The organism is Type-C symbiont of Plautia stali, assembly GCF_059730935.1.
The window spans coordinates 3,477,527-3,502,850 of sequence record NZ_AP035923.1 but is presented as its reverse complement, the minus strand read 5'-3'; the positions used below and the strand labels follow the sequence as shown (position 1 = coordinate 3,502,850).

22 protein-coding genes and 1 pseudogene are annotated in these 25,324 nt (G+C 58.8%); 14 read left to right on the top strand and 9 right to left on the bottom strand.

Annotation, left to right across the window (positions count from 1 at the left end; all coding sequences use genetic code 11):
• The first annotated feature begins 170 nt into the window (after positions 1–170).
• Positions 171–2,555, top strand: coding sequence for a beta-N-acetylhexosaminidase (locus AC6I7J_RS16570; RefSeq protein WP_282954764.1), 2,385 nt, complete (start codon positions 171–173; stop codon positions 2,553–2,555).
• A gap of 112 nt (positions 2,556–2,667) precedes the next feature.
• Here the strand turns inward: AC6I7J_RS16570 and ridA are convergent, their stop codons facing one another.
• The 4 genes from ridA to argF form a co-directional block, all read right to left on the bottom strand.
• A complete protein-coding gene (ridA, locus tag AC6I7J_RS16565; protein ID WP_498006207.1) occupies positions 2,668–3,054 on the bottom strand; it encodes a 2-iminobutanoate/2-iminopropanoate deaminase in 387 nt (128 codons plus the stop codon).
• 78 nt (positions 3,055–3,132) lie between these two features.
• Positions 3,133–3,597: an aspartate carbamoyltransferase regulatory subunit gene (gene pyrI, locus AC6I7J_RS16560; RefSeq protein ID WP_010615964.1), complete on the bottom strand. Its 465-nt coding sequence runs from the start codon at positions 3,595–3,597 to the stop codon at positions 3,133–3,135.
• A gap of 11 nt (positions 3,598–3,608) precedes the next feature.
• Complete coding sequence (gene pyrB, locus AC6I7J_RS16555) at positions 3,609–4,544, bottom strand: aspartate carbamoyltransferase (RefSeq protein WP_058770675.1); 936 nt, start codon at positions 4,542–4,544, stop codon at positions 3,609–3,611.
• Between the two features lie 241 nt (positions 4,545–4,785).
• Complete coding sequence (gene argF, locus AC6I7J_RS16550) at positions 4,786–5,793, bottom strand: ornithine carbamoyltransferase (protein ID WP_136545806.1); 1,008 nt, start codon at positions 5,791–5,793, stop codon at positions 4,786–4,788.
• A gap of 162 nt (positions 5,794–5,955) precedes the next feature.
• Here argF and rraB point away from each other — a divergent pair, with 162 nt between their 5' ends.
• Positions 5,956–6,375, top strand: a complete 420-nt coding sequence (rraB, locus tag AC6I7J_RS16545; protein WP_010615961.1) for a ribonuclease E inhibitor RraB — start codon at positions 5,956–5,958, stop codon at positions 6,373–6,375.
• Positions 6,376–6,431: 56 nt separating this feature from the next.
• Positions 6,432–7,193, top strand: a complete 762-nt coding sequence (gene miaE / locus AC6I7J_RS16540; protein ID WP_088516037.1) for a tRNA isopentenyl-2-thiomethyl-A-37 hydroxylase MiaE — start codon at positions 6,432–6,434, stop codon at positions 7,191–7,193.
• A gap of 162 nt (positions 7,194–7,355) precedes the next feature.
• On the opposite strand, the gene AC6I7J_RS16535 is transcribed toward miaE, so the two are convergent.
• Positions 7,356–7,838, bottom strand: a complete 483-nt coding sequence (locus AC6I7J_RS16535) for a YlaC family protein (protein ID WP_021507677.1) — start codon at positions 7,836–7,838, stop codon at positions 7,356–7,358.
• A 102-nt stretch (positions 7,839–7,940) separates the two neighbouring features.
• A pseudogene (locus AC6I7J_RS16530) lies at positions 7,941–9,656 on the bottom strand (flagellar biosynthesis protein FlhA); the annotation flags it as partial.
• Here AC6I7J_RS16530 and AC6I7J_RS16525 point away from each other — a divergent pair.
• From AC6I7J_RS16525 to AC6I7J_RS16500, 6 genes are all read left to right on the top strand, one after another.
• On the top strand, positions 9,646–10,548 hold the full coding sequence (locus AC6I7J_RS16525) for a flagellar motor protein MotB (protein ID WP_236569444.1): 903 nt from the start codon (positions 9,646–9,648) through the stop codon (positions 10,546–10,548). The pseudogene AC6I7J_RS16530 and the gene AC6I7J_RS16525 overlap by 11 nt on opposite strands.
• Before the next feature lie 258 nt (positions 10,549–10,806).
• Positions 10,807–11,409 (top strand): hypothetical protein, encoded by a 603-nt coding sequence (locus AC6I7J_RS16520; protein WP_021507674.1) that lies wholly within the window; start codon positions 10,807–10,809, stop codon positions 11,407–11,409.
• 125 nt (positions 11,410–11,534) lie between these two features.
• Positions 11,535–12,974, top strand: coding sequence for a circularly permuted type 2 ATP-grasp protein (locus tag AC6I7J_RS16515; RefSeq protein WP_058770669.1), 1,440 nt, complete (start codon positions 11,535–11,537; stop codon positions 12,972–12,974).
• A complete protein-coding gene (locus tag AC6I7J_RS16510; protein WP_498006204.1) occupies positions 12,968–13,897 on the top strand; it encodes an alpha-E domain-containing protein in 930 nt (309 codons plus the stop codon). The genes AC6I7J_RS16515 and AC6I7J_RS16510 overlap by 7 nt, the downstream gene beginning before the upstream one ends.
• On the top strand, positions 13,894–14,694 hold the full coding sequence (locus AC6I7J_RS16505; protein ID WP_498006202.1) for a transglutaminase family protein: 801 nt from the start codon (positions 13,894–13,896) through the stop codon (positions 14,692–14,694). Before AC6I7J_RS16510 ends, AC6I7J_RS16505 begins: the two co-directional genes overlap by 4 nt.
• Before the next feature lie 17 nt (positions 14,695–14,711).
• Entirely contained in the window at positions 14,712–15,416 is a 705-nt protein-coding gene (locus tag AC6I7J_RS16500) for a proteasome-type protease (protein ID WP_031279727.1), read from the top strand.
• A 44-nt stretch (positions 15,417–15,460) separates the two neighbouring features.
• Here AC6I7J_RS16500 and AC6I7J_RS16495 read toward each other — a convergent pair whose 3' ends face one another.
• Positions 15,461–16,081: a response regulator transcription factor gene (locus AC6I7J_RS16495; protein ID WP_021507669.1), complete on the bottom strand. Its 621-nt coding sequence runs from the start codon at positions 16,079–16,081 to the stop codon at positions 15,461–15,463.
• Positions 16,082–16,356: 275 nt separating this feature from the next.
• Here AC6I7J_RS16495 and olsF point away from each other — a divergent pair, with 275 nt between their 5' ends.
• Together olsF and AC6I7J_RS16485 are read left to right on the top strand one after the other, a co-directional pair.
• Positions 16,357–18,060, top strand: a complete 1,704-nt coding sequence (olsF, locus tag AC6I7J_RS16490; RefSeq protein ID WP_498006200.1) for a bifunctional ornithine lipid synthase OlsF — start codon at positions 16,357–16,359, stop codon at positions 18,058–18,060.
• A 256-nt stretch (positions 18,061–18,316) separates the two neighbouring features.
• The gene (locus tag AC6I7J_RS16485) at positions 18,317–21,160 is read left to right on the top strand and encodes a sensor domain-containing protein (protein ID WP_498006198.1); all 2,844 of its coding nucleotides are present in this window, start codon (positions 18,317–18,319) and stop codon (positions 21,158–21,160) included.
• A gap of 64 nt (positions 21,161–21,224) precedes the next feature.
• Here the strand turns inward: AC6I7J_RS16485 and ftnA are convergent, their stop codons facing one another.
• Positions 21,225–21,731, bottom strand: a complete 507-nt coding sequence (gene ftnA, locus AC6I7J_RS16480; RefSeq protein ID WP_058774869.1) for a non-heme ferritin — start codon at positions 21,729–21,731, stop codon at positions 21,225–21,227.
• 456 nt (positions 21,732–22,187) lie between these two features.
• Between ftnA and AC6I7J_RS16475 the strand changes: the two genes are divergently transcribed.
• From AC6I7J_RS16475 to AC6I7J_RS16465, 3 genes are read left to right on the top strand one after another with little or no spacing between them, the layout of a single operon-like run.
• Positions 22,188–22,856, top strand: a complete 669-nt coding sequence (locus tag AC6I7J_RS16475) for a nucleoside recognition domain-containing protein (protein ID WP_021507665.1) — start codon at positions 22,188–22,190, stop codon at positions 22,854–22,856.
• The gene (locus tag AC6I7J_RS16470) at positions 22,846–23,319 is read left to right on the top strand and encodes a YjiG family protein (protein ID WP_021507664.1); all 474 of its coding nucleotides are present in this window, start codon (positions 22,846–22,848) and stop codon (positions 23,317–23,319) included. The genes AC6I7J_RS16475 and AC6I7J_RS16470 overlap by 11 nt, the downstream gene beginning before the upstream one ends.
• A gap of 10 nt (positions 23,320–23,329) precedes the next feature.
• Positions 23,330–24,433: a M20 peptidase aminoacylase family protein gene (locus AC6I7J_RS16465; protein WP_058759555.1), complete on the top strand. Its 1,104-nt coding sequence runs from the start codon at positions 23,330–23,332 to the stop codon at positions 24,431–24,433.
• Positions 24,434–24,439: 6 nt separating this feature from the next.
• On the opposite strand, the gene AC6I7J_RS16460 is transcribed toward AC6I7J_RS16465, so the two are convergent.
• Positions 24,440–25,054 carry a hypothetical protein gene (locus AC6I7J_RS16460; RefSeq protein WP_498006196.1) on the bottom strand — a complete coding sequence of 205 codons (615 nt, stop codon included), beginning with the start codon at positions 25,052–25,054 and terminating at the stop codon, positions 24,440–24,442.
• Between the last annotated feature and the right edge of the window lie 270 nt (positions 25,055–25,324).

Genomic DNA, 25,324 nt, shown 5'->3' with positions numbered 1-25,324 from the left:
AAGCGCGGCCAGCGCCTGAAAGCCGTGCAGTGGTCAACAGCCGCTACACTGAAAAGTTTTAAGCCGCACAAACTTCAGCCGGCTGCAACTTGCTTTGCGTTGCGAAACAGGTTTAATGAGCGTTTTGCGCCATTTCCGGCCCATCTTTTTGCCTTACAAGGATGCCCACCATGCTTCTGCCCCGTACGCTGCTGGCCGTTTTGTGTTCCCTGACGTTTTCCACGCAGGCCGCACCGGCAGGCGATCTGCCGCTGATGCCGTGGCCACAGCAGGTGACGCAGCCCGCAGGCGGTGGTGCGTTTACCCTGACGCCGCAATTTTCGCTGCACATCACCGGCGATCACCTGGAAGGGGCCGAAGCGCGCTGGCGCGCCCGCATTGCGCGGCAAACCGGCTGGGCGCTGCTGCCCGCCAGCCCGGCCAGCGATCGTCCCGCCATTCAGGTCCGGATTGCCGACGCGGTCGATCCGCTACCGCAACCGGACAGCGACGAAAGCTACCATCTGGAGGTCAGCAGCAGTGGCGTACTGCTGCAGGCACCTACCCGTTTTGGCGCGATGCGCGGCATGGAAACCCTGCTGCAGCTGATCGCCAACACCGCCAGCGGCACGCAAATTCCCTTTGTCACCATTGACGATCGGCCGCGCTTCCCGTGGCGCGGCGTGCTGATCGACCCGGTACGCCACTTCCTGCCGCTGGAAACCCTCAAGCGGCAGATTGATGGTATCGCCGCGGCGCGCATGAACGTGTTTCACTGGCACCTGACCGACGATCAGGGCTGGCGCTTTGCTTCCAGTCACTATCCGCAGCTGCAGCAGCAGGCCAGTGATGGCCTGTTCTACAGCCAGCAGCAAATGCGCGAGCTGGTGCACTATGCCACTCTGCGCGGCGTGCGCGTGGTGCCGGAAATCGATCTGCCCGGTCATGCTTCCGCCCTGGCCGTAGCGATGCCGGAGCTGATGAGCGCGCCGGGTCCATATGCCATGGAACGCGGCTGGGGGGTGTTTAAACCCTTGCTCGATCCCAGCAATGAAGCGGTGTTTCGCTTTATCGATACGCTGATTGGCGAAGTCGCGGCGATCTTTCCCGATCCCTACATTCACATCGGCGGGGATGAAGTCGATCCCAGTCAGTGGAACGCCTCACCGAAGATTCAGCAGTTTATGCGCGACCACGGCCTGCAGGACGCCCATGCGCTGCAGGCGTGGTTCAACCAGCGGGTTGAAAAGATTCTCGCCGCGCATCAGCGGCGCATGCTTGGCTGGGATGAGGTGTACCATCCCGACCTGCCGAAAAGTATTGTGATTCAGTCGTGGCAGGGGCAGGATGCGCTCAGCGAAGTGGTAAAACAGGGGTATCGCGGCATTCTATCCACCGGTTTTTATCTCGACCAGCCGCAGAGCGCCGCGTATCACTATCGCAATGATCCCTGGCCGCAGGGGCTGAACGGCATCGATCAACTGCGCGCCGACGATCAGGCGCAAAGCTGGCAGTTCACTATGCCGCGTCTGAAAGGCAGCGCGGTGCAGGGCAGTTTCACCCTGATTGAGAGCAAAAACGGCTGGCGCGGTTTTATCGATTTCAGCGGCAAGGCGCGACGCCAGGTCAGCGACATTCGCTGGCTATCACCGACGCAGCTGACCTTCAGCGTCGACAGCTGGATGGGGCCGTTTCAGCCGGTGGTGACGCTGACGCGTGACAGCCTGACCGGCTACGTGCTGGTGGGCAACGTGCGCTATCCGACCACAGGCAGCAGGCTGGCGCAGATACCGGCCGGTATTGCTCCGGTACTGCCCACGCCCGCTCAGCTGCAGCGTGATTTGCTGGGCGGTGAAGCGGCGCTGTGGGCGGAGAACGTGAATAGCCGGGTGATTGATACACGGCTGTGGCCGCGCGCCTTTGTGGTGGCGGAGCGGCTGTGGTCGGCGCAGGATGTGACCGACAGCGAGAATATGTACCAGCGGCTCAGCGCGATTGATCGCTGGGGGACGGTGTCGGTCGGCCTGCAGCAGCATCAGCAGGCCGAGGTGCAGATGATGCGGCTGGCCAACAGCAGCGATATCACTCCGCTGCGCGTGCTGGCGGAAGTGCTGGAACCCGCGCAGTATTACACCCGCCAGCACCTGAAGTTTCAGGCCGGGCATTATGACTATTTTGAGCCGCTGAACCGGCTGGCGGACGTGTTGCCAGCCGAGAGCGAGCCGGTGCGGCTGCTGGATAAGCAGGTGGATGCGCTGATTGCTAATCGCGGCGATCACGCTGCCGCCAGCGCCCTGCGCCTTCAGCTGCAGCGCTGGCAGCGCAACAGCGATGCGGTGATGCCGCTGGTGCTGGGCAATTATCAGCTGAAAGCACTGCAGCCGCAGGTGCGCCAGGTCGCAGAGCTGAGCCGGATGGGGCTGGATCTGGTGAACGCGCTGGAGCGCAACCAGGCCTACGGTGCAGGCGAGGTGGCGCAGATGCACGCCCAGCTGGATGCGGCGGCGCAGGTGCAGGATGAAACGGTGCTGGCGCTGGTGCGACCACTGGAGAAACTGCTGCGATCGTCGAGATAGGGAAGATCGGAAGTCACGAACTATGCAGGGTCGTCATTGATGACGACCAGGCGATCTCGCCAGGTGCGCACGGATACGCCCCCTGCATGCTGGGTGATTGATGACCGCTAAATCAGCGACGTACCGCGATGGCTTCGATCTCAATCTTCACGTCTTTCGGCAGACGCGCCACTTCCACGCAGGAGCGCGCCGGGAAGCTGGCCTGATGATCGGTGAAAAACGCTTCATAGGTGGCGTTGACCGTGGCGAAATCGTTCAGGTCTTTGACGAACACGGTGGTCTTCACAATGTCGCCCACCTGCAGGCCAGCGGCCAGCACAATCGCCTTCACATTCTCCAGCGACTGACGCGCCTGCGCGGCGATGTCGTCCGGAACCGCACCGGTGGCCGGATCGACCGGGATCTGGCCGGAGGTGATGATCATGCTGCCGAGATCCACGCCCTGGACGTACGGGCCAATCGCTGCCGGGGCTTTTTCAGTACTGATTTCGCGAGACATTGTTTCTCCTTAGGCATGCGCGGCGAACCCTTGCCCGCCGCGAAAATGTTCGCCCCATTATAGGGAGGAAACGGGCGATTACCAGTGACCGAGCACCACGTGGCGCGCGAACTCTTTCTCGCAGTATTTACACTTCAGGTGCACATCGTCGTCACGCTGTTTCACCGCAAAGCTGGAGAACACCGGCTCGCTGCGGCTGATGCAGTTGCCGTTGGGGCAGGTCAGCACGCGCTCGATGCGTTCCGGCAGCGTCGGTGCGATCTTCGCCACCACTTCATACTCATCAATGCGATTCACCGTGGCGTGCGGCGCGTATACTGCCAGCTGATTGATCTGATCATCGGTCAGAAAAGTATTTTCGATTTTGATCAGATCCTTACGCCCCATCTCGCCCGACGGCAGATTAAGGCCGATGGTGATGCGCTGATCGGTTTCAGTGAGGCGGAACAGTGACAGTAACTTAAAGCCGACCTGCGCCGGAATATGGTCGATCACCGTGCCGCGTTTGATGGCTTCAACCTGCAGTTTGTTATCGTGGGTCATCGTTCTGCTCCTTACAGTGCCAGTTCGCTATTCAGTACCAGCGCCAGCAGGGCCTGGCGGGCATAGATGCCGTTGCCGGCCTGCTGGAAATACCAGGCGTGCGGTGTGCTGTCGACATCGGTGGTGATCTCATCAATGCGCGGCAGCGGATGCAGCACCTTCATGTTATCGCGCGCACCGGCCAGATCGGCCGCCCGCAGGATGAACTGCGCTTTCACGTTGGCATACTCTGAGGGATCGAGACGCTCTTTCTGTACGCGCGTCATGTAGAGAATATCCAGCTCCGGCATCACTTCTTCGATGCTGTCGTGGCGCGACCAGGCAATGTTCTGTTCATCCAGCATATCGGTGATGTAGGACGGCATCGCCAGCGCATCCGGTGCGATGAAGTAGAAGCGGTTGCCGCTGAATTTCGCCAGCGCCTGGGTCAGCGAATGCACGGTGCGGCCATACTTCAGGTCGCCGACCATCGCCACGTTGAGGTTGTCGAGGCGGCTCTGCGTTTCGCGAATGGTAAACAGATCGAGCAGCGTCTGCGTCGGATGCTGGTTGGCGCCGTCACCGGCGTTAAGGATCGGTACGCCGCCCGAGAACTCCGTGGCCAGGCGCGCCGCGCCTTCCTGTGGATGGCGCATCACGATGGCATCCACATAGGTGCCAATCACCGAAATGGTATCGGCGAGGGTTTCGCCTTTCTTGCCCAGCGAGGTGTTGCTGCCGTCGGCAAAACCGACCACCGATGCGCCCAGCCGGTGCATCGCGGTTTCAAACGACAGGCGGGTGCGCGTTGAAGCCTCAAAGAAGCAGCTGGCGATAACGTTGTGTTTCAGCAGCTCCGGCTGCGGATGGGCTTTCAGCTGGGCGGCGGTATGCAGCACCAGCTCCAGCTCATCGCGGTTGAGGTCGTTGATGGAAATAATGTGCTTGCGATATAGCGGGTTGGCCATAGCTCTCTCCTCTGCGCTGCCGGATTGCGGACAAAAAAAAGCCCCTTTACAGGGGCTTTCTGGCGATCGATGAATGACGGAAAGAAACAGGAGCGCCGCCTGCATTCAGGCGTACGGGAGCGGCAAATTGTGCGCTGCGCTGTTGCATGTTTCCTCCGGCAAATTGTGGCGCATTATACGCATTCATTGAGCCGCATCAAGCAGAAATCACGCGCGAGGTAAACGTTTGCGCCGTGCAGGCTTAGCGCTGACTCAGCGTCGCCACCATCACCGCTTTAATGGTGTGCATGCGATTTTCCGCCTGGTCAAACACCACGCTATGGTCGGATTCAAACACCTCGTTGCTGACTTCCATGCCGTCGTGCAGGCCATACTGTTCGGCCATCTGCCGTCCGAGCGTGGTTTGGTCATCATGAAACGCGGGCAGGCAGTGCAGGAACTTCACCTGCGGATTGCCGGTCAGCGCCAGCATCGCGCTGTTCACCTGATAGGGACGCAGCAGGGCGATGCGCTCTTCCCACACCGATTTCGCTTCGCCCATCGATACCCAGACGTCGGTATAGATGAAATCAGCACCCTGCACGCCTTCGGCAATCTCTTCTGTCAGGGTGATTTTGCCGCCGGTGTGCTGCGCTGCCGCGCGGCACTGCGCCACCAGCTCCTCTTCTGGCCAGCAGCCTTTCGGCGCCACCAGCCGCAGGTCCAGCCCCACCAGCGCCGCCGCTTCCAGCATGCTGTTGCCCATGTTGTTGCGCGCATCGCCGACGTACACCAGCGTCATCTGGTTCAGTGCTTTGCCCGGCAGATGCTCCTGCATGGTCAGCAGGTCAGCCAGCAGCTGCGTCGGATGGAACTCGGTGGTCAGGCCGTTCCACACCGGCACGCCGGCATATTCGGCCAGCGTCTCTACCAGCGCCTGACCGTAGCCGCGATACTGAATGCCGTCATACATGCGTCCCAGTACGCGCGCGGTGTCTTTCATCGACTCTTTATGGCCGATCTGGCTGCCACTCGGACCGAGATAGGTGACGTTAGCGCCCTGATCGTAGGCGGCAACTTCGAAAGAGCATCGGGTACGGGTCGAGTCTTTTTCGAAGATGAGCGCGATGTTTTTGCCTTTCAGGTACTGGGTTTCGCTGGCGTTTTTCTTTGCCTGTTTTAATTCACTGGCGAGTGATAACAAACCGGTGATTTCGGCTGGGGTGAAATCCAGCAATCTCAGGAAATGTCTCGAATACAGCTGACTCATACTGCGCTCCGCATTACATCAATAATGAATTAAAATTCAATCTAACCGTATGAATATGCATTTTCAACCCCAGCGATAAGAAACTTTCTGTTTTGTGTAGTGGCGCGCGAGGCAGTGTGGGAAAATAATTGCATTCACTGCCACCATTTTGAGGACACGCCCATGGCATACGAAGCATTGCTGGAAGAACAGCGCGAAGAGACGCGCCTGATCATTGAAGAGTTGCTGGAAGACGGCAGCGATCCGGATGCGCTTTACACCATCGAGCATCATCTCTCCTGCAACAACTTCGACTCGCTGGAGAAAGCCGCGGTTGACGCTTTCAAGCTGGGCTATGAAGTCACCGAGCCGGAAGAGCTGGAGCTGGAAGACGGCAGCACCGTGATGTGCGTCGACATCCTGAGCGAATCGGCGCTGAAGCCGGAACTGATTGACGCGCAGGTCGAGCAGCTGGTGAATCTGGTCGGGAAATACAACGTCGATTACGACGGCTGGGGCACCTACTTTGAAGATCCGGATGCCGAAGATGAAGACGACGGCGAAGAGATCGACGACGAAGACGATGACGGTGTGCGTCACTAAGCCCTGACGGGCGGCACGTGCCGCCCGGTAATTTTCCTGCCAGCAAAGAACCTCCGATGAATTACGCTTCGCTATTAGACCCCATTCACCAGTTTTTACAGTGCCGCACGCCGCAGGCGTGGATTGATGAAGCGCGCAAGCCGGAAAATCTCACGCTGCTGCTTACCGATCACATGGTATGCGAGTTGAAAGCGGCGCAGACCGCGGTGTGGCTGATTCGCAAATACGTCGCGGATAAACCCAGTGGCGACGCGATTCTGGCGTGGCTGCAGCCGTACGAAGATTTTATTTTCGGCGAGAATCACGACAGCGATTTTATCAATGCCCACAAGAATCTCAGCAAAAGCATCATTGTGCGCAATGAACTGCCGTGGGCTGATGAGATGGTGGAAAAGATGGTGCTGCTGATCAAAGAGGAGCTGCACCACTTTTATCAGGTGTGGGAAATCATGCAGGCGCGCGGTTTGCCCTATCGTAAGATCACCGCCAGCCGCTACGCCAAAGGGCTGCTGCGTGAAGTGACCACCCATGAACCGGATACGCTGGTGGATAAACTGATTTGCGGGGCGTATATCGAAGCGCGTTCCTGCGAGCGCTTCGCCAGCCTGGCGCCGTATCTGGATGCGCAGCTGGAGAAGTTTTACATCTCGCTGCTGCGTTCCGAAGCGCGCCACTATCAGGATTACCTGACGCTGGCGGCACAGATTTCACCGAAGGATATCGCGCCGCGCGTGCGGGCGATCGGGGCAGCGGAAGCGCGCTTGATCAGCGAGCCGGACGCTGAGCTGCGCTTTCACAGCGGCGTGCCGGCGTTTTGATTTGGTGCGCGCGGCGAAACTTCCTGACCCAGCCTTGAGGCGTTGTCTTACTACCCTCTTTAGCTTCGCATACCTTCTGTGTAAAGACGCTGGGGGTAGTAATTAAGCAGTGAGTCATTAAGGGCTTATAAATACCATGGAAGCAGGAATGAATTTGCCCGATCAGATCTTCGCGGCGCGCTGATGGCCCCAGGTCAGGTAGTAGACATCATAAAAATCCACTTCTCCTTTCTGCTGCATCAGGCGATCGATGCCGCTGCGCACGCGCTCGGGCGTGCCTGGATTCTCAAGGATCTTGTCCAGCGCCTGCTGTGAGACCGGCTGCACGTAATACCACTCGCCGTTGTAGCACACGCGCAGATCCAGCGTATCGATGTCCTCGAAGCGGTATTTCGGGTTGATGTCCAGCAACATCAGAAAACTCATCACCAGCACGAACACCGTGGCGAACCAGAAGGCCGGCCAGCCGAGCATCTCAGTCGAGAAAATCAGCGCCACGCACAGGCCGTAGCACAGGTACATCACGCCCCACAGCCCCGGATGGGTTTTCAGGAAGTTAAAGCTAAAACGCGGCAGATTATCGCGCCGCTCTTCGCGGTTGAGCGTGTCGATTTCATCGATCAGAATTTGTTTAATCGCGTCCATTATTCACCTCTGAATATCACTGCCTGCCAGTAAACCACATAACAGTGAAGGGCGGCAGAGACAGATCAGCGGTGTTTTTTTATAACAGTTTTCCGCAACGCATCAGCTCACCTGCCCGACAATCTGCAGATTGGCATCGTCCGGTACCTCGTTATACGACAGCACATTCAGCCCGCTGGCGAACAGCCGGGCGTAGCGCGCAATCAGCGGCCGCAGCTGCGGCGTCACCAGCAGCACCTGCGTCAGGTTCTGCGCTTTCAGCTGCTCCATCATCACCGGCAGCGTGCTCTGCAGCTGGGTGAGAATGTTAGGGTCGACCGGGAAACTGTCCAGCGCCACTTTGCCGCCCTGCTGCGCCTGATTGAGCGCTGCCAGCAGCAGGTTTTCCAGGCTGTTATCCAGCGTATAGGCCGACAGCGGTTTGTTGTCCGGCGCAATCGCCGCCACCATGGCGCGGCGCAGCGCATAACGCACGTCGGAGGTCAGCAGGATCGGATCTTTGGTGATCGCCACGCTCTCCAGCAGCGTGGTGGCGATGGTCGTGATGTCCTTGAGCGATACCTGATCGTTGAGCAGCAGACGATACACCTTGAGCTGCAGACTGTAGTTCACTGCCGCGTTGAGATCCTCCGACAGCTTCGGTGCCACGCTCGCCAGCCGCTGATGCAGCTGAGTAATATCATCGTAGTTGAACAGCTCCGGCAGGTTTTCGCGCACCACTTTGTTGACGTGCGTGGCCACCACGCTGGCGCAGTCGACTACCTGATAACCCAGATTCAGCGCTTTGGCTTTCTGCTCCGGCAGGATCCAGGTCACCGCCATACCGTACGCGGGATCGGTATCCAGCAGGCCGTCGATCTCACCGTACTGATCCGGCGTCGGCAGCGCCATCAGGCGGTCGGCGTGCACTTCACCCACCGCGGTGCGAACGCCGTTGATCTTGATGGCGTACTGCGACGGCTTTAAGTGGAAATCTTCACGCAGGGCGATCTCCGGCAGCAGCACGCCGCTGGTTTCCGACACCACCTGGCGCACGCCGCGCATACGCTGGGTCAGCGGCGCGCCTTTGCCTTTGTCCACCAGCGTGACCAGCTTGTAGCCCAGGTTAAGGCCGATGGGCTCGACCAGCGGAATATTGTCCCAGCTGATGGTCGGCTGTTCGTCCGGCTGCGCCAGCGCCTGATTGATCGCTTCCATGTCGACATGGCTTTGCGTCGGCTTCTGCACCACGCGGCTCTGGCGCCACGCGGCGAACAGCAGCAGGGCGGTGAAGACGAGGAACACCATGTGCGGCATGCCCGGCACAATCGCCAGCACAAACATCACGCCTGCGGCGGTATACAGCGTGGCCGGTTTCGCCAGCAGCTGCGACTTCACTTCCTCGCCCATGTCAGCGCCGTCGCTGATGCGCGTCACGATGATCGCCGCCGCCGTCGACAGCAACAGCGACGGGATCTGCGCCACCAGACCGTCACCGATGGTCAGCAGCACATACTGTTCGAACGCCTGGCCGGCCGGTAAACCGTGTTTGAAAACGCCGATCAGGATGCCGCCCAGCACGTTGATCAGCAGGATCATGATGCCGGCGACGGCGTCACCGCGCACAAACTTGGAGGCACCGTCCATCGCGCCGTAGAAGTCCGCCTCGTTGGCCACATCCTGACGCCGCACGCGCGCCTGTTCCTGATTGATCAGCCCGGCGTTGAGATCGGCGTCGATCGCCATCTGTTTGCCCGGCAGCGCGTCGAGGGTAAAGCGCGCCGACACTTCAGAAATACGCTCGGCCCCTTTGGTCACCACCACAAAGTTGATCATTAAACGCGGCGGCAGGAAAGCGCATCACGGGGCTCACGGCGGCGCATGGAAGGTGGCCTTTGCCGACTTCACGCTGGCGATGATGGCGCTGTTTATGGTGCTGTGGATCATGGGCGCCGTCACCGAAGACGAGCGTAAGGAGATCGTCGCGCAGCTTAACGGCACCTCGGTGTTTAACGGTTCCGGCTTTAATCCGTTCGATGTCGAAACCGGACGCGGCTCCGCCATCATTGGTGAAACTCTGGCGATTGCGCCGCCGACCGAGGGCGCCACCGTCAGTGACACCAGCGCGGAAAACAGCGACAGCAACAGTAACGCCAGCCAGCCGCAGGAAGACCTGGATAGCGTGCTGTCGCGCTCCGACGCCGAGCTGGCGCAGCTGCGTCAGCAGATCCAGAGCATCATCAACAGCTATCACGCTCAGAACCTGCTGACGCTGGAAACCCTGCCGCAGGGGCTGCGTATCCTGATTCAGGATGACCAGGATCGCATGATGTTCCCGCGCGGCAGCGCGGTGCTGACGCCGTTTTATCAGCGCCTGCTGACCGAACTCGGTCCGGTGTTTAACCGTATCGACAACAAAATCATGATCAGCGGCCACACCGACGCCGCGCAGTACAGCGGCAACGCGGCGTACAACAACTGGAATCTCTCCGGTGACCGTGCGCTGGCGGCGCGGCGCGCGCTGGAGCGCGGCGGGCTGGAAAGCACGCGCGTGCTGCAGGTGAATGCCATGTCGTCCCGTATGCCGCTCGACAAAGCCGATCCGCTCAGCGCACGTAACCGCCGCATTGAAATCATGGTGCTCACCGAGGCGGCAGCCGAGACGCTGTTTCAGTTTTATGGTCGCGAAGGGGAGAACGTGGTGAAACCCATCGCTGACCGCCTGCGATAACCTGTCAGTGCCTTTGAATCAACTGTTGATTCTACCGGTGGCGAAATCCACCGGTTTTTTTTTGCCTGTTTTTAGCTGCGGCAGACGCCGGGTAAAGGAGGCGCGCCATGGCATGCCACGAAATGTTAAATATGTTAATAAGTAATTTGGCTTTAGTAAGCTAAATCATTCTTTTATGTGAATTTTGCCGGTGTGCGCACATTGCAATGCCCGGTGGCTTTGCCACAATTAGGCAACGTGGCTATCCGGAGAAAGAGTATGTCTGCCCAATCTTCCAGTCTGCTGTTACTGATGTCTTTCGCCGCCGGTACCTTTTCCGCGGGATCGTCAGGTAACCCGCAGCATTTAATGTTATCGCTGCCGTCCGGCGGTGTACCCAATAATCCGCTGCCGCTGATCATCTGGCCGTGCGTGGTGCCGGAAGAGGAGGAGGACAGCGCGGCCTGGTTTGAAAAAACCTTTAGCGCCAGCGGCTGGCCTGCGGCGTGGCGCGCGCCGATTTTTCCTTACACCCACTATCATCCCAACACCCATGAGGTACTGGGCGTCGGCGCGGGCTGGGCGGAAGTGCTGTTTGGCGGCGACAGCGGCCGCATGGTGACGCTGCGTGAGGGGGATGCGGTGCTGATCCCGGCCGGCGTGGGCCATAAACAGGTGTTTGCTTCCGACGACTTTTTCACCGTTGGCGCCTATCCTGAAGGAATGTCACCGGAAACAGTGCGCGACGAACCCTCCCGGCTGCGCGCGTCGAAAGAGCAGATCCAGCGCGTGCCGCTGCCGGATCGCGACCCGTTCACCGGCGGCGAAGGAGCAATGACCGAAATCTGGCTGCCAGTGGCGCAGCAGCTGATGCACCAGTAAGGTGCAAGGCAAGGATTATCCGGCGCGGCTCCGCTTTCGGGGCGCGCGTGCCGTTGCGGCGGCGGGCCTCTGGCACACTTTGTGCAGGAGAGAAGTCAGGTCCTCTGACAAGCGCCGGGTAAATCATGAAAGCACGCGACCAGATAGCATCAACCTTCTACGATGAGATGTTGCAGAGCGACGGTCAGCACCGCGCTCACTATCAGCATTACTGGGAATGGTTACAACAGGCGGACAAAGAGGCGGTGGCGCGTAAACGTGAAGAGGCAGAACTGCTGTTTCATCGCGTTGGCATCACCTTCAACGTCTACGGTGACGATGGCGGTGCCGAGCGGCTGATCCCGTTCGACAGCGTGCCGCGCATCATTCCTGCCAGCGAGTGGGCGATGCTGGAACGCGGCATTCGCCAGCGCGTTCAGGCGCTCAACGCCTTCCTGCACGATATCTACCATCAGCAATATATTCTCAAAGCCGGCATCGTGCCGGCCGAGCAGGTGCTGGTTAACGATCAGTATCAGCCCTGTATGCAGGATGTCGATCTGCATCGCCAGATCTACGCGCACATTACCGGTGTCGATATGGTACGCAACAGCGACGGTGACTATTACGTGCTGGAGGATAATCTGCGCACGCCGTCCGGCGTCTCCTACATGCTGGAAAACCGCAAAATGATGATGCGCCTCTATCCGGAGCTGTTTGCCGCGCAGCATATCGCGCCGGTGGAGCGCTATCCATCGCACCTGTTGCAGACGCTGCGCGAAAGCTCGCCGGTTAACGATCCGGTGGTGGTGGTGCTGACGCCGGGACGTTTCAACAGCGCCTACTTCGAACACAGTTTTCTCGCCCAGCAGATGGGCGTGGAGCTGGTGGAGAGCGCCGATCTGTTTGTCAAAGACGGCGCGGTGCTGATGCGTACCACCGCCGGGCCGTGCAAAGTGGATGTGATCTATCGCCGCGTGGACGACGCTTTTCTCGATCCGCTCGCCTTCCGGCCGGATTCGATGCTCGGCGTGCCGGGATTACTGTCGGTATACCGATCCGGCAATGTGGTGCTGGCGAATGCGATCGGCACCGGCGTTGCCGATGACAAGTCGATCTATCCGTACGTGCCGGAGATGATCCGCTACTACCTTGATGAAGATCCGATCCTCAACAATGTGCCCACCTGGCAGTGCCGCAAGCCGCAGGATCTGAGCTACGTGCTGGCCAATCTGGCGCAGATGGTGGTGAAAGAGGTGCACGGTGCCGGCGGTTACGGCATGTTGATTGGCCCGGTCGCCAGCCAGCAGCAGCTGAGCGAGTTTCGCGAACGGCTGCTGGCGCGGCCGGATAATTACATCGCGCAGGATACGCTGTCGCTCTCCACCTGCCCGACCTTTATCGACAACGGTCTGGCGCCGCGCCATATCGACCTGCGGCCTTTTGCGCTGTACGGCGCGGATATCCGGCTGGTGCCGGGCGGCCTGACGCGCGTGGCGCTGACCGAAGGCTCGCTGGTGGTGAACTCGTCGCAGGGCGGCGGCACCAAGGACACGTGGGTGCTGGAGGATGACACATCATGCTAAGCCGGACGGCCAGTGGCCTTTACTGGATGGCGCGCTATCTGGAGCGCGCAGAACAACTTGCCCGGGTATTGGATGTGACCCATCGCCTGTCGCTGATGCCGGTGCGCAATCGCCAGGGCGACGAACTGCTGTTGCCGCTCAACCTGACCGGCACGCGTCAGCTGTTTGAAACCCTCAACGGGCGCTGCACCATGCCGCAGCTGTTCAACTTCTTCGCGCTGGATGATCGCAACCCGAGCAGTATTTTCAGCTGCTGGCAGGCGGCGTGGAATAACGCGCACGCGGTGCGCGGCAGCCTGTCATCCGAAGTGTGGGAAAGCATTAACTCGACGTGGATCGAGATGCGCAACACGCGCCGCCGCGGCATCTCGCCGGCCGGTGCCGACAGCTTCTTCGACTGGGTGAAAGAGCGTTCGCATCTGTTTCGCGGCGCGATGTCCGGCACGCTATTGCGCGGCGATGCGCTGCGTTTTATCCGGCTTGGCACGCTGATGGAGCGCAGCGACGGCACCGCGCGGCTGCTGAGCGTCAACCAGCAGCTGCTGGAGCAGCATCCCGACACGGTACGGGAATATTACTGCCTCGATAGCCTGCTGCGCGCAGTGTCGGCGCGCGAGGCCTACAACGCCATCTTTAAGCAGCAGCTGATGCCGCCGCTGGTCAACGAAATGCTGATCCTGCGCAGCGAAAGTCCGCGCTCGCTGCACTCCTGCATTGAAGAGATCGCCAGCCAGCTGGAGCAGATTGGCAGCAGCGGCGAGGATCGCCCGCGCTATCTCAGTACGGTCCTGCTGGCGGAGATGCGCTTCAGCACCTGGGAGAGCCTGACGCGCGACGGCCTGCAGCCGTGGCTGGACCATTTTCTCAGCCGCATCAACGCGCTGGCGGAGAGCATCAATCACACCTATCTGGAGGCGAAATGAGACTGAACATTGAGCACAAAACCTGGTACGCCTATGAGCAGCAGGTAAAACTCAGCACCCAGTATCTGCGCCTGACGCCGCAGAATTCGGTGCACCAGCAGGTGCTGTCGTGGCAGCTCGATCTGCCGTGTGAGGCGACGCGCACGCTGGATGCTTATGGCAACGTGCTGCACGTGCTGACGCTGGACAGGCCGCATCAGCTGCTGGAGATTGCCGCGCGCGGTGTGGTCGAGATTCTGGATGCCAGCGAGCTGTCGCCGGATCCGCAATCGACGCTGTCGCCGCTGGTGTTTCTGCGCGCTACGCCGCTGACCCAGCCGGACGGGGCAATCCGCGACTTTGCCCGACGCTACTGGCAGGCGGAGAAACCGCTCGCCAGCCTGGAAAAACTGATGGACGAGCTGCTGCTGAAAATGCCGTACCAGCCCGGCAGCACGCAGGTAAGCGACAGCGCGGCGAAAGTGTTTGCTGCCGGCAGCGGCGTTTGCCAGGATCACAGCCACGTGTTTCTCGCCTGCTGTCGCAGCCTGGGGATCCCGGCGCGCTACGTCAGTGGCTATCTGTATACTGACAACGTTGAACACGTTGCTACCCATGCCTGGGTTGAAGCCTGGCTGGATGGCAGTTGGCACAGCTTTGATATCACCAATAACACGCGCAGTACGCGGCAGCATTTGCGGCTGGCGGTGGGCGTCGACTATCTCGATGCCTGTCCGGTGCGCGGCATTCGTCTGGGCGGCGGCGGTGAAGATATGCTGGCGGTGGCTGCGGTGCAACAGGTGCACGGGCAGCAGTAATCGGAACAGGCGTAACTATGACTTATTGTGTGGCAATGCGTTTATCGGCCGGGATGATTTTTGTCTCGGATTCACGCACCAATGCGGGCGTGGATCATATCTCCTCGTTTCGCAAACTGCATGTGTTTCAGGTGGATGATGAGCGCACGCTGGTGCTGCAAAGCGCCGGCAATCTGGCGACGACGCAGAGCGTGATGAGCCTGCTGCGGCGCAACTGTAACGACAGCGAACAACCCAATCTGCTCAACGGGCGTTCACTGTACGACATTGCGCTGCTGGTAGGCGCCACGCTGCGTGAAGTGATTGCGCGCGACGGCGAGGAGTTTGGCGGCACGCTGCTGCTGGGCGGGCAGATTCGCGGCGAAGAGCCGCGGCTGTTCCAGATCTATCCGCAGGGCAACTTTATTGAAGCCAGCGTCGACACGCCGTACTTCCAGATTGGTGAGAGCAAATACGGTAAGCCAATTATTGACCGCGTGCTGCGCTATGAGACCTCGCTCAGCCAGGCGATGCAGTGTGCGCTGATCTCCATGGATTCGACGCTGGCGAGTAACATCTCCGTCGGCCTGCCGCTCGACGCGATGGTTTACCACAGCGACAGCTTCAGCGACAGCGAGCAGTACCACATCACCGAACAGCATCCCTACTTTTCCCAGATCCGCCAGCTGTGGAGTAAAGGGTTGCTGAGCGTATTCTCTCAGCTGCCGCCGCTCAAGCTCTGATCTGCTGCCCGGTCGTCACGCTGGCGGACCGGGCCGGGTTTGACTCACACCAGCTCATTGGCGCGCGCCGCCGTATTAATTCCGCTAATCCCTTTCAGGCCGAGCTTACGCAGAATTTTAATTTTATAAGTGCTGATGGTTTTACTGCTCAGCTGTAATTGTGAGGCGATCTCTTTATTACTCATCCCGGAGGCCAGTTTCACCAGCACAATCAATTCGCGGCGCGTTAAACTCATCAATTTCTCGCTTTCAATCAGCTCGGCGGCATCCGCCGCACTGTGCGTGACCGGATAAAAACGTTTTCCGCGCTCGACTTCTTTTATTGCTGTCAATAAAGTTTCCAAATCGCCGCGTTTACACACATAGCCTTCTACCCCTAACTGCAGACAACAGCGTTGATAAAACAGGCTTTCTGAGGCGGTAAAAACAATGATTTTTTGCTGCGGCAAAATACGTTTAATGTCGGCAATCAGCGGAATGCCCGCGCGGCCGGGCATGGTCAGGTCCAGCAGCACCACGTCTGGCTGCGCATGATGTAATTCGCTAATCAATAAATCGCCTTTGTTGGCAATGCCTGCAACCGAATAGTCATAAGCGTGCAGCAGTGCCTGAATACCCGCACAGATTAATGGGTGGTCATCAACTATAAATACCGAATGAATCATATGTGTAGTCCAAAAATAAACAAAAAAAAGAATGCAAGGAATAAACACCGATGAAAATTCATTAGCAGAGGTGTGACCAGATTAATTCACGGGTCTTAAGAATAAGATTTAAGTCCTGTCTGGAAAATTCTCATTTAAGGTAAATTTGACTTTTTTATGCGCCAGCACAAAGCGCGCCGATACTTTTTCCTGTCCGCATCTGCCGTGGTCATAAATCTGAAAACAAGCCGTTTTAACGTCAGGGGAATAAACCGCTGCGTATAAAAAGGTGCACCATGTTTTCCGTTGATCAGCTTCTCAATACTTACTGGCCAGGCCAGCAACCGGCGCACTGGCAGAAAAGCCTGCTGAAGTGGGCGGTGCGTGAACAGGAGTTTCAGGACTTTGCCCAGCGCTATCCGCATCTGAAAGGGGTGGATATGGTGGAGCAGGTGCTGGAGCACCTGGATGTGCGCTGTGAGCTCAGCGAACGCGACCTTGAACAGATCCCGACGCACGGGCCGGTAGTGATCGTCGCCAACCATCCGCTTGGCGCGCTGGACGGCCTGGCGCTGCTGGCGGCGGTATCGCAGGTGCGGCGCGACGTGAAAATCGTTGCCAACCGCATGCTGATGATGCTGGAACCCATCAACAACCTGATGCTGCCGGTGGATAACATGGGCAACCGCACCAGCCGCGAGCAGCTGACGCGCATGCAGCAGCATCTCGACAACCAGGGCGCGCTGATTATCTTCCCGGCCGGTGAAGTCTCGCGCCTGTCCAGCCGCGGCGTGCGTGACCGTCACTGGCACCACAGTTTTCTGCGCCTGGCCGCCCGCGCCCGCGCGCCGCTGGTACCGGTGCACTTGGTAGGACGTAACAGCCTGGCGTTTTACGCCGCGGCGAAGGTGGCGGCACCGCTGGCGCTGCTGATGCTGGTGCGCGAAATGTTCCGCCAGCGCGGCACGCGCATCAAACTGCATATCGGCGAGCAGATTCCCTTCGCCAACTGGCACGATGGCCATACGCCGGGCAAAGAGCTGGCGAAGCGGCTGCGCAAGCATCTGTACCGCATCGGTCAGGGACGGCGCGGTCTGTTTCTTACCGAAGCCGCCATCGCCCGCCCGGAAGATCGCGCTGAGCTGAAAAAAGCGTTGCTGGAGAGTGAACGGCTCGGGACGCTGCCGGACGGCAAACAGATTTACCTGTGGCGGCGCAACGGGGCCAGTTGGGTGCCGCTGCTGCGTGAACTGGGCCGGCTGCGCGAAATCGCCTTCCGTGCGGTGGGCGAGGGCAGCGGCAGGCGGCGCGATCTCGACAAGTATGACGATGATTACTATCACCTGATTTTATGGGATGACGAGGCGCTGGAGATTGTCGGGGCCTACCGTTTTATTCCCGGCGCCGAGCAGCTGGCACGGCGCGGGCTGCAGGGCATCTACAGCGACAGCCTGTTCCACTATGACGAGCGCATGCTGCCGATTATTCAGCAGGGGCTGGAACTGGGGCGCAGCTTCATTCAGCCGGCCTACTGGGGCAAGCGCGGGCTGGATTATTTATGGATGGGCATCGGCGCTTACATTGCGCGCTATCCGCAGACGCGCTACCTGTTCGGTCCGGTATCAATCTCCGGCACCATGCCGCTGGCGGCGCGCGATCTGCTGGTGGCATTTTACCGTCTCTACTTTCCGACCGACCTGCCGCTGGCGAAGTCGCGCCGCCCTTATCCGGCGTCGCTGCCGGAGGTGCTGGCGCAGTTCACCGGCGATAACTACGCCGACGATTTGCGGCGTCTCAAGCATTTGCTGGCTAATCTCGGTACCGCGATTCCGACGCTGTACAAACAGTATTCGGAAGTGTGCGAGCCGGGCGGCGTGCAGTTTATCGATTTCGGCAGCGATCCGGATTTCAATCACTGCATTGATGGTCTGGTGCTGGTCGATCTGTCACGCGTGAAACCCGCACGTTATGAGCGCTATATCGGCATGCATTTAACCTGAACGCGCCAGATGACGTCAGTTAATGCCACCTGACAGCACGCCGCCGGAGAATCTCCGCGCGGCGTGCTGTCAACTTTGCGCAATAAATCCACTATCCCACTGAACATTTTCTCGCCACTGCCGATAACCACACTACCAACTTTTGTCTGCGGATGATTTGCGCTTGTAAGCGATGCGCTTTTGCGTTTAAGTCTGCCTGAAGATTAAGAATTATCTTAACTGCGCATCGAGACCAGGCCAGCATAGGCGAACAACAATGAACAATAACTCTGACGTAATGTACCGGCTACTGGTGCAGAGCGTGGTGGATCACGCCATCTACATGATTAAGCCGGATGGCACGGTGGCTAACTGGAACATCGGGGCGCAACGCGCCAAAGGCTATACCCCCGAAGAGATCGTCGGGAAGAATTTTGCGCTGTTTTACAGTGAAGAGGATCGGCGCAACGGCGCGCCGCAGCGCGGTCTGGCCATCGCCACCGCCACCGGGCGCTATGAAACCGAAGGCTGGCGCTATCGCAAGGACGGCAGCGCCTTCTGGGCGCACGTGGTGATCGACGCCATCCGCGATGAGTACGGCGAATTGCTGGGCTTTGCCAAAATCACCCGCGACTGCACCGAACAGCAGGCGCAGCAGCGTAAACAACAGGAACAGGAGCAGCGTTTCCGTTTATTGGTTGAAGGCGTAACGGACTACGCCATCTACATGCTCGACCTTGACGGCAACGTCGAAAACTGGAACGCCGGCGCGCAGCGCGCCAAAGGCTACGTGGCCGAAGAAATTGTCGGTCAGCACTTCTCGCGCTTCTACAGCGCACAGGATCGCCTGAACCATATCCCGGAACGCAACCTGACCACCGCGTTTAAAACCGGTCGCTTTGAAGACGAAGGCTGGCGCTATCGCAAAGATGGCAGCGCCTTTTGGGCGCACGTGATCATCGATGCGATTCGCGATGACGCCGGCAAACTGATCGGCTATGCCAAAATCACCCGCGACTGCACCGAACAGCAGGCGCTGCTGCGCAAGCAGCGTGAATACGAGAAAACCTTCCGCCTGTTAGTGGAAGGCGTGACGGATTACGCCATCTACATGCTGGATTTACAGGGCCGGGTGGTGAACTGGAACGCCGGCGCGCAGCGCGCCAAAGGCTACATGGCTGACGAGATCGTGGGCCAGCACTTCTCCGTGTTCTACGGCTCACCGGAACGTCAGGCGCGCACGCCGGATGCCAATCTGGGCATCGCGCTGAAAACCGGTCGCTTTGAGGACGAGGGCTGGCGCTACCGCAAAGACGGCTCCGCCTTCTGGGCGCATGTGGTGATTGACGCGATTCATGATGAAGAGGGCAAAATGATCGGCTTTGCCAAGATCACCCGCGACGTCACCGAGCGGCGTGAGCACGAGCAGCAGCTGCTGCGCGCGCGCGATCTGGCGCAGGCGCAGAGCGCCAAAATGTCGGAGCTTTCCGGTTTCCTCGACACCATCATCAGCAACATTCCCTCCTGCGTGATCGTCGAAGACGCCATCAGCCGCGAAATCCTGATGGTCAATGACAAAGCCGAGCAGCTGTTTGGCTTCAGTAAGTCGCTGATTATGCATAAGCGGCCGCACGAATGTATGTCGGCGGAACTGAGTGATTACTTCAACAGCCTGGCGGATATCGCGCTGCGCAGCGAAGGCATTCACGCGCGCGAGCAGCTGTTACTGACCGCCGGCGGTGAGCGGGTGCTGCACACCCGCGCCACTACCATCAGCGGCAAAGACATGCGGCAGAATTACGTGATGCTGATTGTGGAAGACGTCACCGATCAGCGCGAAGCCGATGCGCGCATTCGTCACATGGCGCATCACGATAATCTTACCAGCCTGCCGAACCGCATCCTGTTTCGCCAGAAGCTGAGCGAGGCGCTGCGTGTCGATCAGCAGCAGGGCCAGACCAGCGCCACGCTGTGTCTCGATCTGGATAACTTCAAGAACGTGAACGATGCGTTGGGGCATCAAATCGGTGACGATCTGCTGCGCGTGGTGGCGAAGCGGCTGCGCAGCGTACTGCGCGATCAGGACACGCTGGCGCGCATCGGCGGCGATGAGTTTGCCATCGTGCTGCCGAACGTGCGTAACGCCGATGAGGCTGCGATCGTGGCGCAGCGCCTGATCGAGGCGATCCGCCCGCCGGTGAATGTTGAAGGCCACAACCTGTCGGTCGGGCTGAGCGTCGGCATCGCGCTGACTTCGCAGGCCACCAATACGCCGGAACACATGCTGCGCTGCGCCGACATGGCGCTGTATGAAGCCAAGCGTAACGGCCGTAACCGCTATGAGCACTTTACGCTGGAGATGGATAATGTGGCGCGCAGCCGCCGGGTGATCGAGAACGATCTGCGCGAGGCGATCACCGGACGGCAGCTCAAGCTCTACTATCAGCCGATCACCAACGAAACCGGCATCATTGGCTATGAGGCGCTGATGCGCTGGCATCATCCGATCAAAGGATTGATCATGCCGAATGACTTCATTCCGATTGCCGAAGAGACCGGGCTGATCCATATGCTCGGCGCCTATGCGCTGTACGAAGCCTGCCGCGAGGCGCAGAGCTGGGAAACCGAACAGTCGGTGTCGGTCAATCTGTCGCCGCTGCAGTTTAAGAACAGCTCGCTGGTGTCGGTGGTGGAGGGCGCGCTGCGCGAATCCGGCCTGGCGCCGCATCGGCTGGAGGTGGAGATCACCGAATCGGTGCTGCTGGATGATACGCTCGGCAATATCCGTACGCTGCAGAGCCTGAAAACGCTGGGCGTGCAGATTGCGCTCGACGACTTCGGCACCGGCTACTCGTCGCTCAGCTATCTGCGTTCGTTCCCGTTCGATAAGATCAAAATCGACAAGTCATTTATCAATGATATGGGCGACAGCCGCGAGGCGCTGGCGATCATCCGCGCGATTACCGGCATGAGCCGCAGCCTGGATATTCAGATCACCGCAGAGGGCGTGGAGAGTAATGAGCAGTTTGTCCGCCTGCGCGAAGAGGGCTGTACGCTGTTCCAGGGCTACCTGTTTGGCCGGCCACAGCCGTCGGAGCTCAGACTGAAGGCGCTGGAGTAAGCACAAAAAAACGCCCGACAGGGTCGGGCGTTGTGCATGCTGCTGTGCATAATCTTTATTATTTTTACTGGCCGTGGCCTTCGACGTTCATGCGGCCCAAATCTTTGTCCACCAGGAACAGACCTTCGCCTTTGTTGCCCACCAGCGCCAACTTGTCCAGCACGGTTTTGAACAGCTTCTCTTCTTCGTGCTGCTCGGCAACGTACCACTGCAGGAAGTTAAAGGTGGAGTAATCCTGCGAAGTCAGCGCGGCGTGCACCAGCTCGTTGATTTTGCTGGTGATCAGCTGCTCGTGCTTGAGCGCTTCTTCCAGGACATCATTCAGCGAGTTCCAGCTTATCGCCGGCGCGGCGATGCTGCCCAGCACCGGCAGTGAACCGGCATCGCTGACGTAATCAAACAGCTTCTGCATATGCTGCATCTCTTCACGCGAGTGCATTTTCAGGAACGAGGCGGCACCTTCGAAGCCTTTATCGCTGCACCAGGCACTCATCTGCAGATAGAGGTTGGCGGAGAAGAATTCGAGATTGAGCTGGTCGTTCAGGCGTGAGGTCATTTCAGCGGTTAACATGGCTGAGTCCTTTTTAATTTGTCAGGTGAAGTACGGCGAATTATGCATCAATCTATACTTTTTTGTGAAGGTTTTTTCGTAAAAAAGTTGAATTTATCTTATTGATTATAAATGGAATTATTCCGCTAGTTGAATGCGAAGAATTCTCAATTTTGACTAATTTTCATTCACAGTCCGCAGCACTGTTTTAGTGCAGCTGCGTTGCCTGCTGGCGGTGCAGCGCACAACTGCACCGATCACTTCTTCGCCAGTCACCCCGCCGATAAATAAGCACTGGCGCAACCAGCAATAAACCTGACACGGCGATTTAAACGCTTATTCCGGCTGCTGCTTGTTACTGAACAAAATTAGCCATAGCGAAATTAAAGAAAGTACGCATTGGCATAAATCCTGCTTGGTTAATAGTTCCGTATATTGCAACCACGTCTGGCAGAAATAGGGCCAGCAGGAGAAAAGATGTCTGAAGAAAAAATCATGGCCGCGCCACAAACGGTCACGGCAAGCGCCGGAAATTATCTCGCGCTGATACTGGCAATACTGTTTTTTTCCGGTTTGCTTTATAAGGTCGAAGGCTTTAGCTGGCTGGGCGCGTTTGATTTCACCACGCTGGGTGGCAGCTTTGGCACCATCAAAGAGTCAGGTTCCACCTTTCTCGGTGCCGGCGGCATCAGCGCCAAAGCCGGCTTTCTGTTCGCGCTGTCGCTGGCACCTACTGTAATGCTGGCGCTGGGCGTGCTGGAGATTTTCACCCACTACGGCGCGATTCGTGCCGCCCACACGCTGCTGACGCCACTGCTGAAACCGCTGATGGGGTTGCCGGGACGCTGCGGCCTGGCGCTGATTACCGATCTGCAAAGTACCGATGCCGGCGCGGCGCTCACTAAAGAGATGGCGGATCAGCAGCAAATCGGTAAAAAAGAGCTGGTGGTGATGAGCGCCTGGCAATATTCCGGTGCCGGACTGATCAATAATTATTTTGCCATTGGCTCGGCGCTATTTGCGTCCATGAGTGCACCAATCATTATTCCGCTGCTGCTAATGTTTGTGCTGAAATTCGTCGGTGCGGCATTTGTCCGTTTTGTGTTAAACAGTGTTTATAAGAAGGATTTTGCTGATGTCAAATAACGTACAGACGCGGGTCAATAATAATCCGTTTGATATTTTTATTGTCGGCGCGCGTAAAGGCTTCCATATTGCTATTCACAATCTGATGCCCAATGTGGTGATGGCCTATGTGCTGGCGGAAGTGCTGAATCTGCTCGGCATCATGCAGTTTCTTGGCCACGCGTTTGCACCGCTGATGGGGATTTTCGGTTTGCCCGGCGAGGCGATCACCGTGCTGCTGACCGCATGGCTGTCATCCTCGGCCAGCGTCGGGGTGGCGGTGAGCCTGATGGCCAAAGGCCTGCTGAGCGGTACCGACATCACTATCCTCGCGCCGGCGATTTTTCTCATGGGTTCGCAGTTGCAGTACATGGGCCGCCTGCTGGGCGTCGCCGATGTGCCGAAAAAATACTGGCCGCTGCTGATGCTCACCAGCATTATCAATGCGGTTATCGCTATGTTCGTGATGCGTTTTTTTGTTTAGGAGCGAAACGGTGTCCAGAGTTCTCGATCACTACCATTTTCTGCATGAAATCCCCGAGCTGGGGTTTCAGGAAGTTAAAACCTCGGCCTACATCGCCGGCCAGCTGGAACAGGCTGGCATTAAGGTCACGCGCGGTATCAACCAGACCACCGGCATCGTGGCGGAGATCGACAGCGGCGTGCCCGGCCCGGTGCTGGCGCTGCGCGCCGACATGGATGCGCTCGGGCACGTGATTGACGGCGTTGCCTGCGCCCGCCATACCTGCGGCCATGACGGCCACTCGTCGGTGGTGCTGACCGCCGCGCAGGAGCTACTGCAGGAAGGCGCTATTAAAAAAGGGCGGCTGAAGCTGCTGTTCCAGCCGGCTGAAGAGCTGGGTGCCGGCGCGCTGGCGATGATTGAGGGCGGCGCGCTGGATGACGTGGAGATGATCCTCGGCTTCCATTTGCGCCCGCTGGAGGAGTGCCAGGTCGGGCAGGCGACGCCTGCGGTGATCTATTCAGCGTGCAGCACGCTGGAGGCCACCATTAAAGGTGTTCCGGCCCATGCCGCGCGACCGCATCTCGGCGTCAATGCGCTTGATGCGGCAGTCCAGGCGGTGCAGGCGGTGAATAGCATTCATCTGGCACCGGGCCTCACCTGGAGCGTAAAAGCGACGCGCTTCCTGTGCGACGCCGGCGTGACCAACTCGGTGCCGGACGAGGCGCGCGTGGTGTGGGATCTGCGTTCGCAGGAGAACGCGCCGATGGAACTGCTCAAAGAGAAAGTCAGCCAGGCGATTCAGCACAGCGTGGCCGCGCTGGGCGCAACCGCTGAAGTGGTGGTGCTGAAAGAGATGCCGGCGGCGGAAATTGATGCCGATGCCACCGCGCTGCTGAGCGCCGCGATTGTCGATGTGCTCGGCGAGCAGGGATTACTGGCGGCGAAAACCACGCCGGGCAGCGAGGATTTCTTCTACTATCCGGTGAAAAATCCGCAGGTGAAAGCCGGTTTCTGGGGGCTGGGAACCAATCTGGTGCCGGGACTGCACCATCCGCAGATGCGCTTTGAGCTGAGTTCGCTGGAGATCGGTGTGAAAATCTTCAAGGCGGCAGTGGTGCGCATGCTGGGGTAACGCGCCTCAGCGCGCGCCCACGCCCACGGTCTGATTCCACACCATCTCATCGAGCAAAATCGAGCTGTGCTGGCTGGTCTCAATCACCAGTGAGACCGGCTTCATGCCGGCGAAGCAGAACACTTCGTGGCGCTTTTTGCTGGCGTTCAGGCGACGAAACGCCACGATGCGTCCGGCACGGTTGTAGAAGCGCACTTCGCTAAAGTAGGTGTTGAGACCGATGTAGCTCAGCACCAAATCGTGTAGCGGCGGCAGATCAAATTTCACCAGCGTCTGCCGCTCAATCACCAGCGCGCACTTATCACTGTCGGCGTGATACGGTGCTAACGACACCGCGCCCCGGCGGGCGGTGACCGACAGCGCGGCGTCCAGCATGTATGGATACTCCGGGACAAAATGCTGACCGGCAGAAAAACCGGGGCGCGGCGTGAGCAGATAATGCAGGTGCGCTGGCAGGCTGCTGCGGGAAAAATCAGCGCGACCGGTGGCTGGCACGGCGGCGTTATCCGGCGCGTTGATCAGCAGCATCTCGCCGGGTTTGCGGTACATCTGCGCGGGCGAAGCCAGGGCGGCGTTTCGGTGCGACGGGCTGTAGGTATGTGGGTTGAGCTGTAGAGTCATTTTGCTGTCCTTGCCGGGGTGACGGTTCCGGACAGGCATTCTCAGCCAGACATCGCTTAGTGTTTACAAGACATGTCCTGAACTGCGCGAGCATCGTCTCATCCTGCCGCAGATTCCCCCGCCTGCTGAAATATTGTATGCTATGCCGCCTCAATGCTGATGGGATAACTGGACTGCCGCCAATGTAGATCGCACACACCCTGCTGTGACCCGACGCGCATGCGTCGCCATTGGCACCGTTATCCGCCGGACTGGCTCCGGAATGATTTA

Excerpts from the sequence above, each read along its gene's own strand:
- pyrB (WP_058770675.1), bottom strand. The coding sequence starts at position 4,544 with ATGGCCAACCCGCTATATCGCAAGCACATTATTTCCATCAACGACCTC.
- AC6I7J_RS16515 (WP_058770669.1), top strand. The coding sequence starts at position 11,535 with ATGAAAGCACGCGACCAGATAGCATCAACCTTCTACGATGAGATGTTG.
- miaE (WP_088516037.1), top strand. The coding sequence starts at position 6,432 with ATGAATTACGCTTCGCTATTAGACCCCATTCACCAGTTTTTACAGTGC.
- AC6I7J_RS16520 (WP_021507674.1), top strand. The coding sequence starts at position 10,807 with ATGTCTGCCCAATCTTCCAGTCTGCTGTTACTGATGTCTTTCGCCGCC.
- argF (WP_136545806.1), bottom strand. The coding sequence starts at position 5,793 with ATGAGTCAGCTGTATTCGAGACATTTCCTGAGATTGCTGGATTTCACC.
- AC6I7J_RS16570 (WP_282954764.1), top strand. The coding sequence starts at position 171 with ATGCTTCTGCCCCGTACGCTGCTGGCCGTTTTGTGTTCCCTGACGTTT.
- AC6I7J_RS16475 (WP_021507665.1), top strand. The coding sequence starts at position 22,188 with ATGTCTGAAGAAAAAATCATGGCCGCGCCACAAACGGTCACGGCAAGC.
- ftnA (WP_058774869.1), bottom strand. The coding sequence starts at position 21,731 with ATGTTAACCGCTGAAATGACCTCACGCCTGAACGACCAGCTCAATCTC.
- ridA (WP_498006207.1), bottom strand. The coding sequence starts at position 3,054 with ATGTCTCGCGAAATCAGTACTGAAAAAGCCCCGGCAGCGATTGGCCCG.
- rraB (WP_010615961.1), top strand. The coding sequence starts at position 5,956 with ATGGCATACGAAGCATTGCTGGAAGAACAGCGCGAAGAGACGCGCCTG.
- AC6I7J_RS16500 (WP_031279727.1), top strand. The coding sequence starts at position 14,712 with ATGACTTATTGTGTGGCAATGCGTTTATCGGCCGGGATGATTTTTGTC.
- olsF (WP_498006200.1), top strand. The coding sequence starts at position 16,357 with ATGTTTTCCGTTGATCAGCTTCTCAATACTTACTGGCCAGGCCAGCAA.
- pyrI (WP_010615964.1), bottom strand. The coding sequence starts at position 3,597 with ATGACCCACGATAACAAACTGCAGGTTGAAGCCATCAAACGCGGCACG.
- AC6I7J_RS16505 (WP_498006202.1), top strand. The coding sequence starts at position 13,894 with ATGAGACTGAACATTGAGCACAAAACCTGGTACGCCTATGAGCAGCAG.
- AC6I7J_RS16485 (WP_498006198.1), top strand. The coding sequence starts at position 18,317 with ATGAACAATAACTCTGACGTAATGTACCGGCTACTGGTGCAGAGCGTG.
- AC6I7J_RS16470 (WP_021507664.1), top strand. The coding sequence starts at position 22,846 with ATGTCAAATAACGTACAGACGCGGGTCAATAATAATCCGTTTGATATT.
- AC6I7J_RS16460 (WP_498006196.1), bottom strand. The coding sequence starts at position 25,054 with ATGACTCTACAGCTCAACCCACATACCTACAGCCCGTCGCACCGAAAC.
- AC6I7J_RS16495 (WP_021507669.1), bottom strand. The coding sequence starts at position 16,081 with ATGATTCATTCGGTATTTATAGTTGATGACCACCCATTAATCTGTGCG.
- AC6I7J_RS16510 (WP_498006204.1), top strand. The coding sequence starts at position 12,968 with ATGCTAAGCCGGACGGCCAGTGGCCTTTACTGGATGGCGCGCTATCTG.
- AC6I7J_RS16535 (WP_021507677.1), bottom strand. The coding sequence starts at position 7,838 with ATGGACGCGATTAAACAAATTCTGATCGATGAAATCGACACGCTCAAC.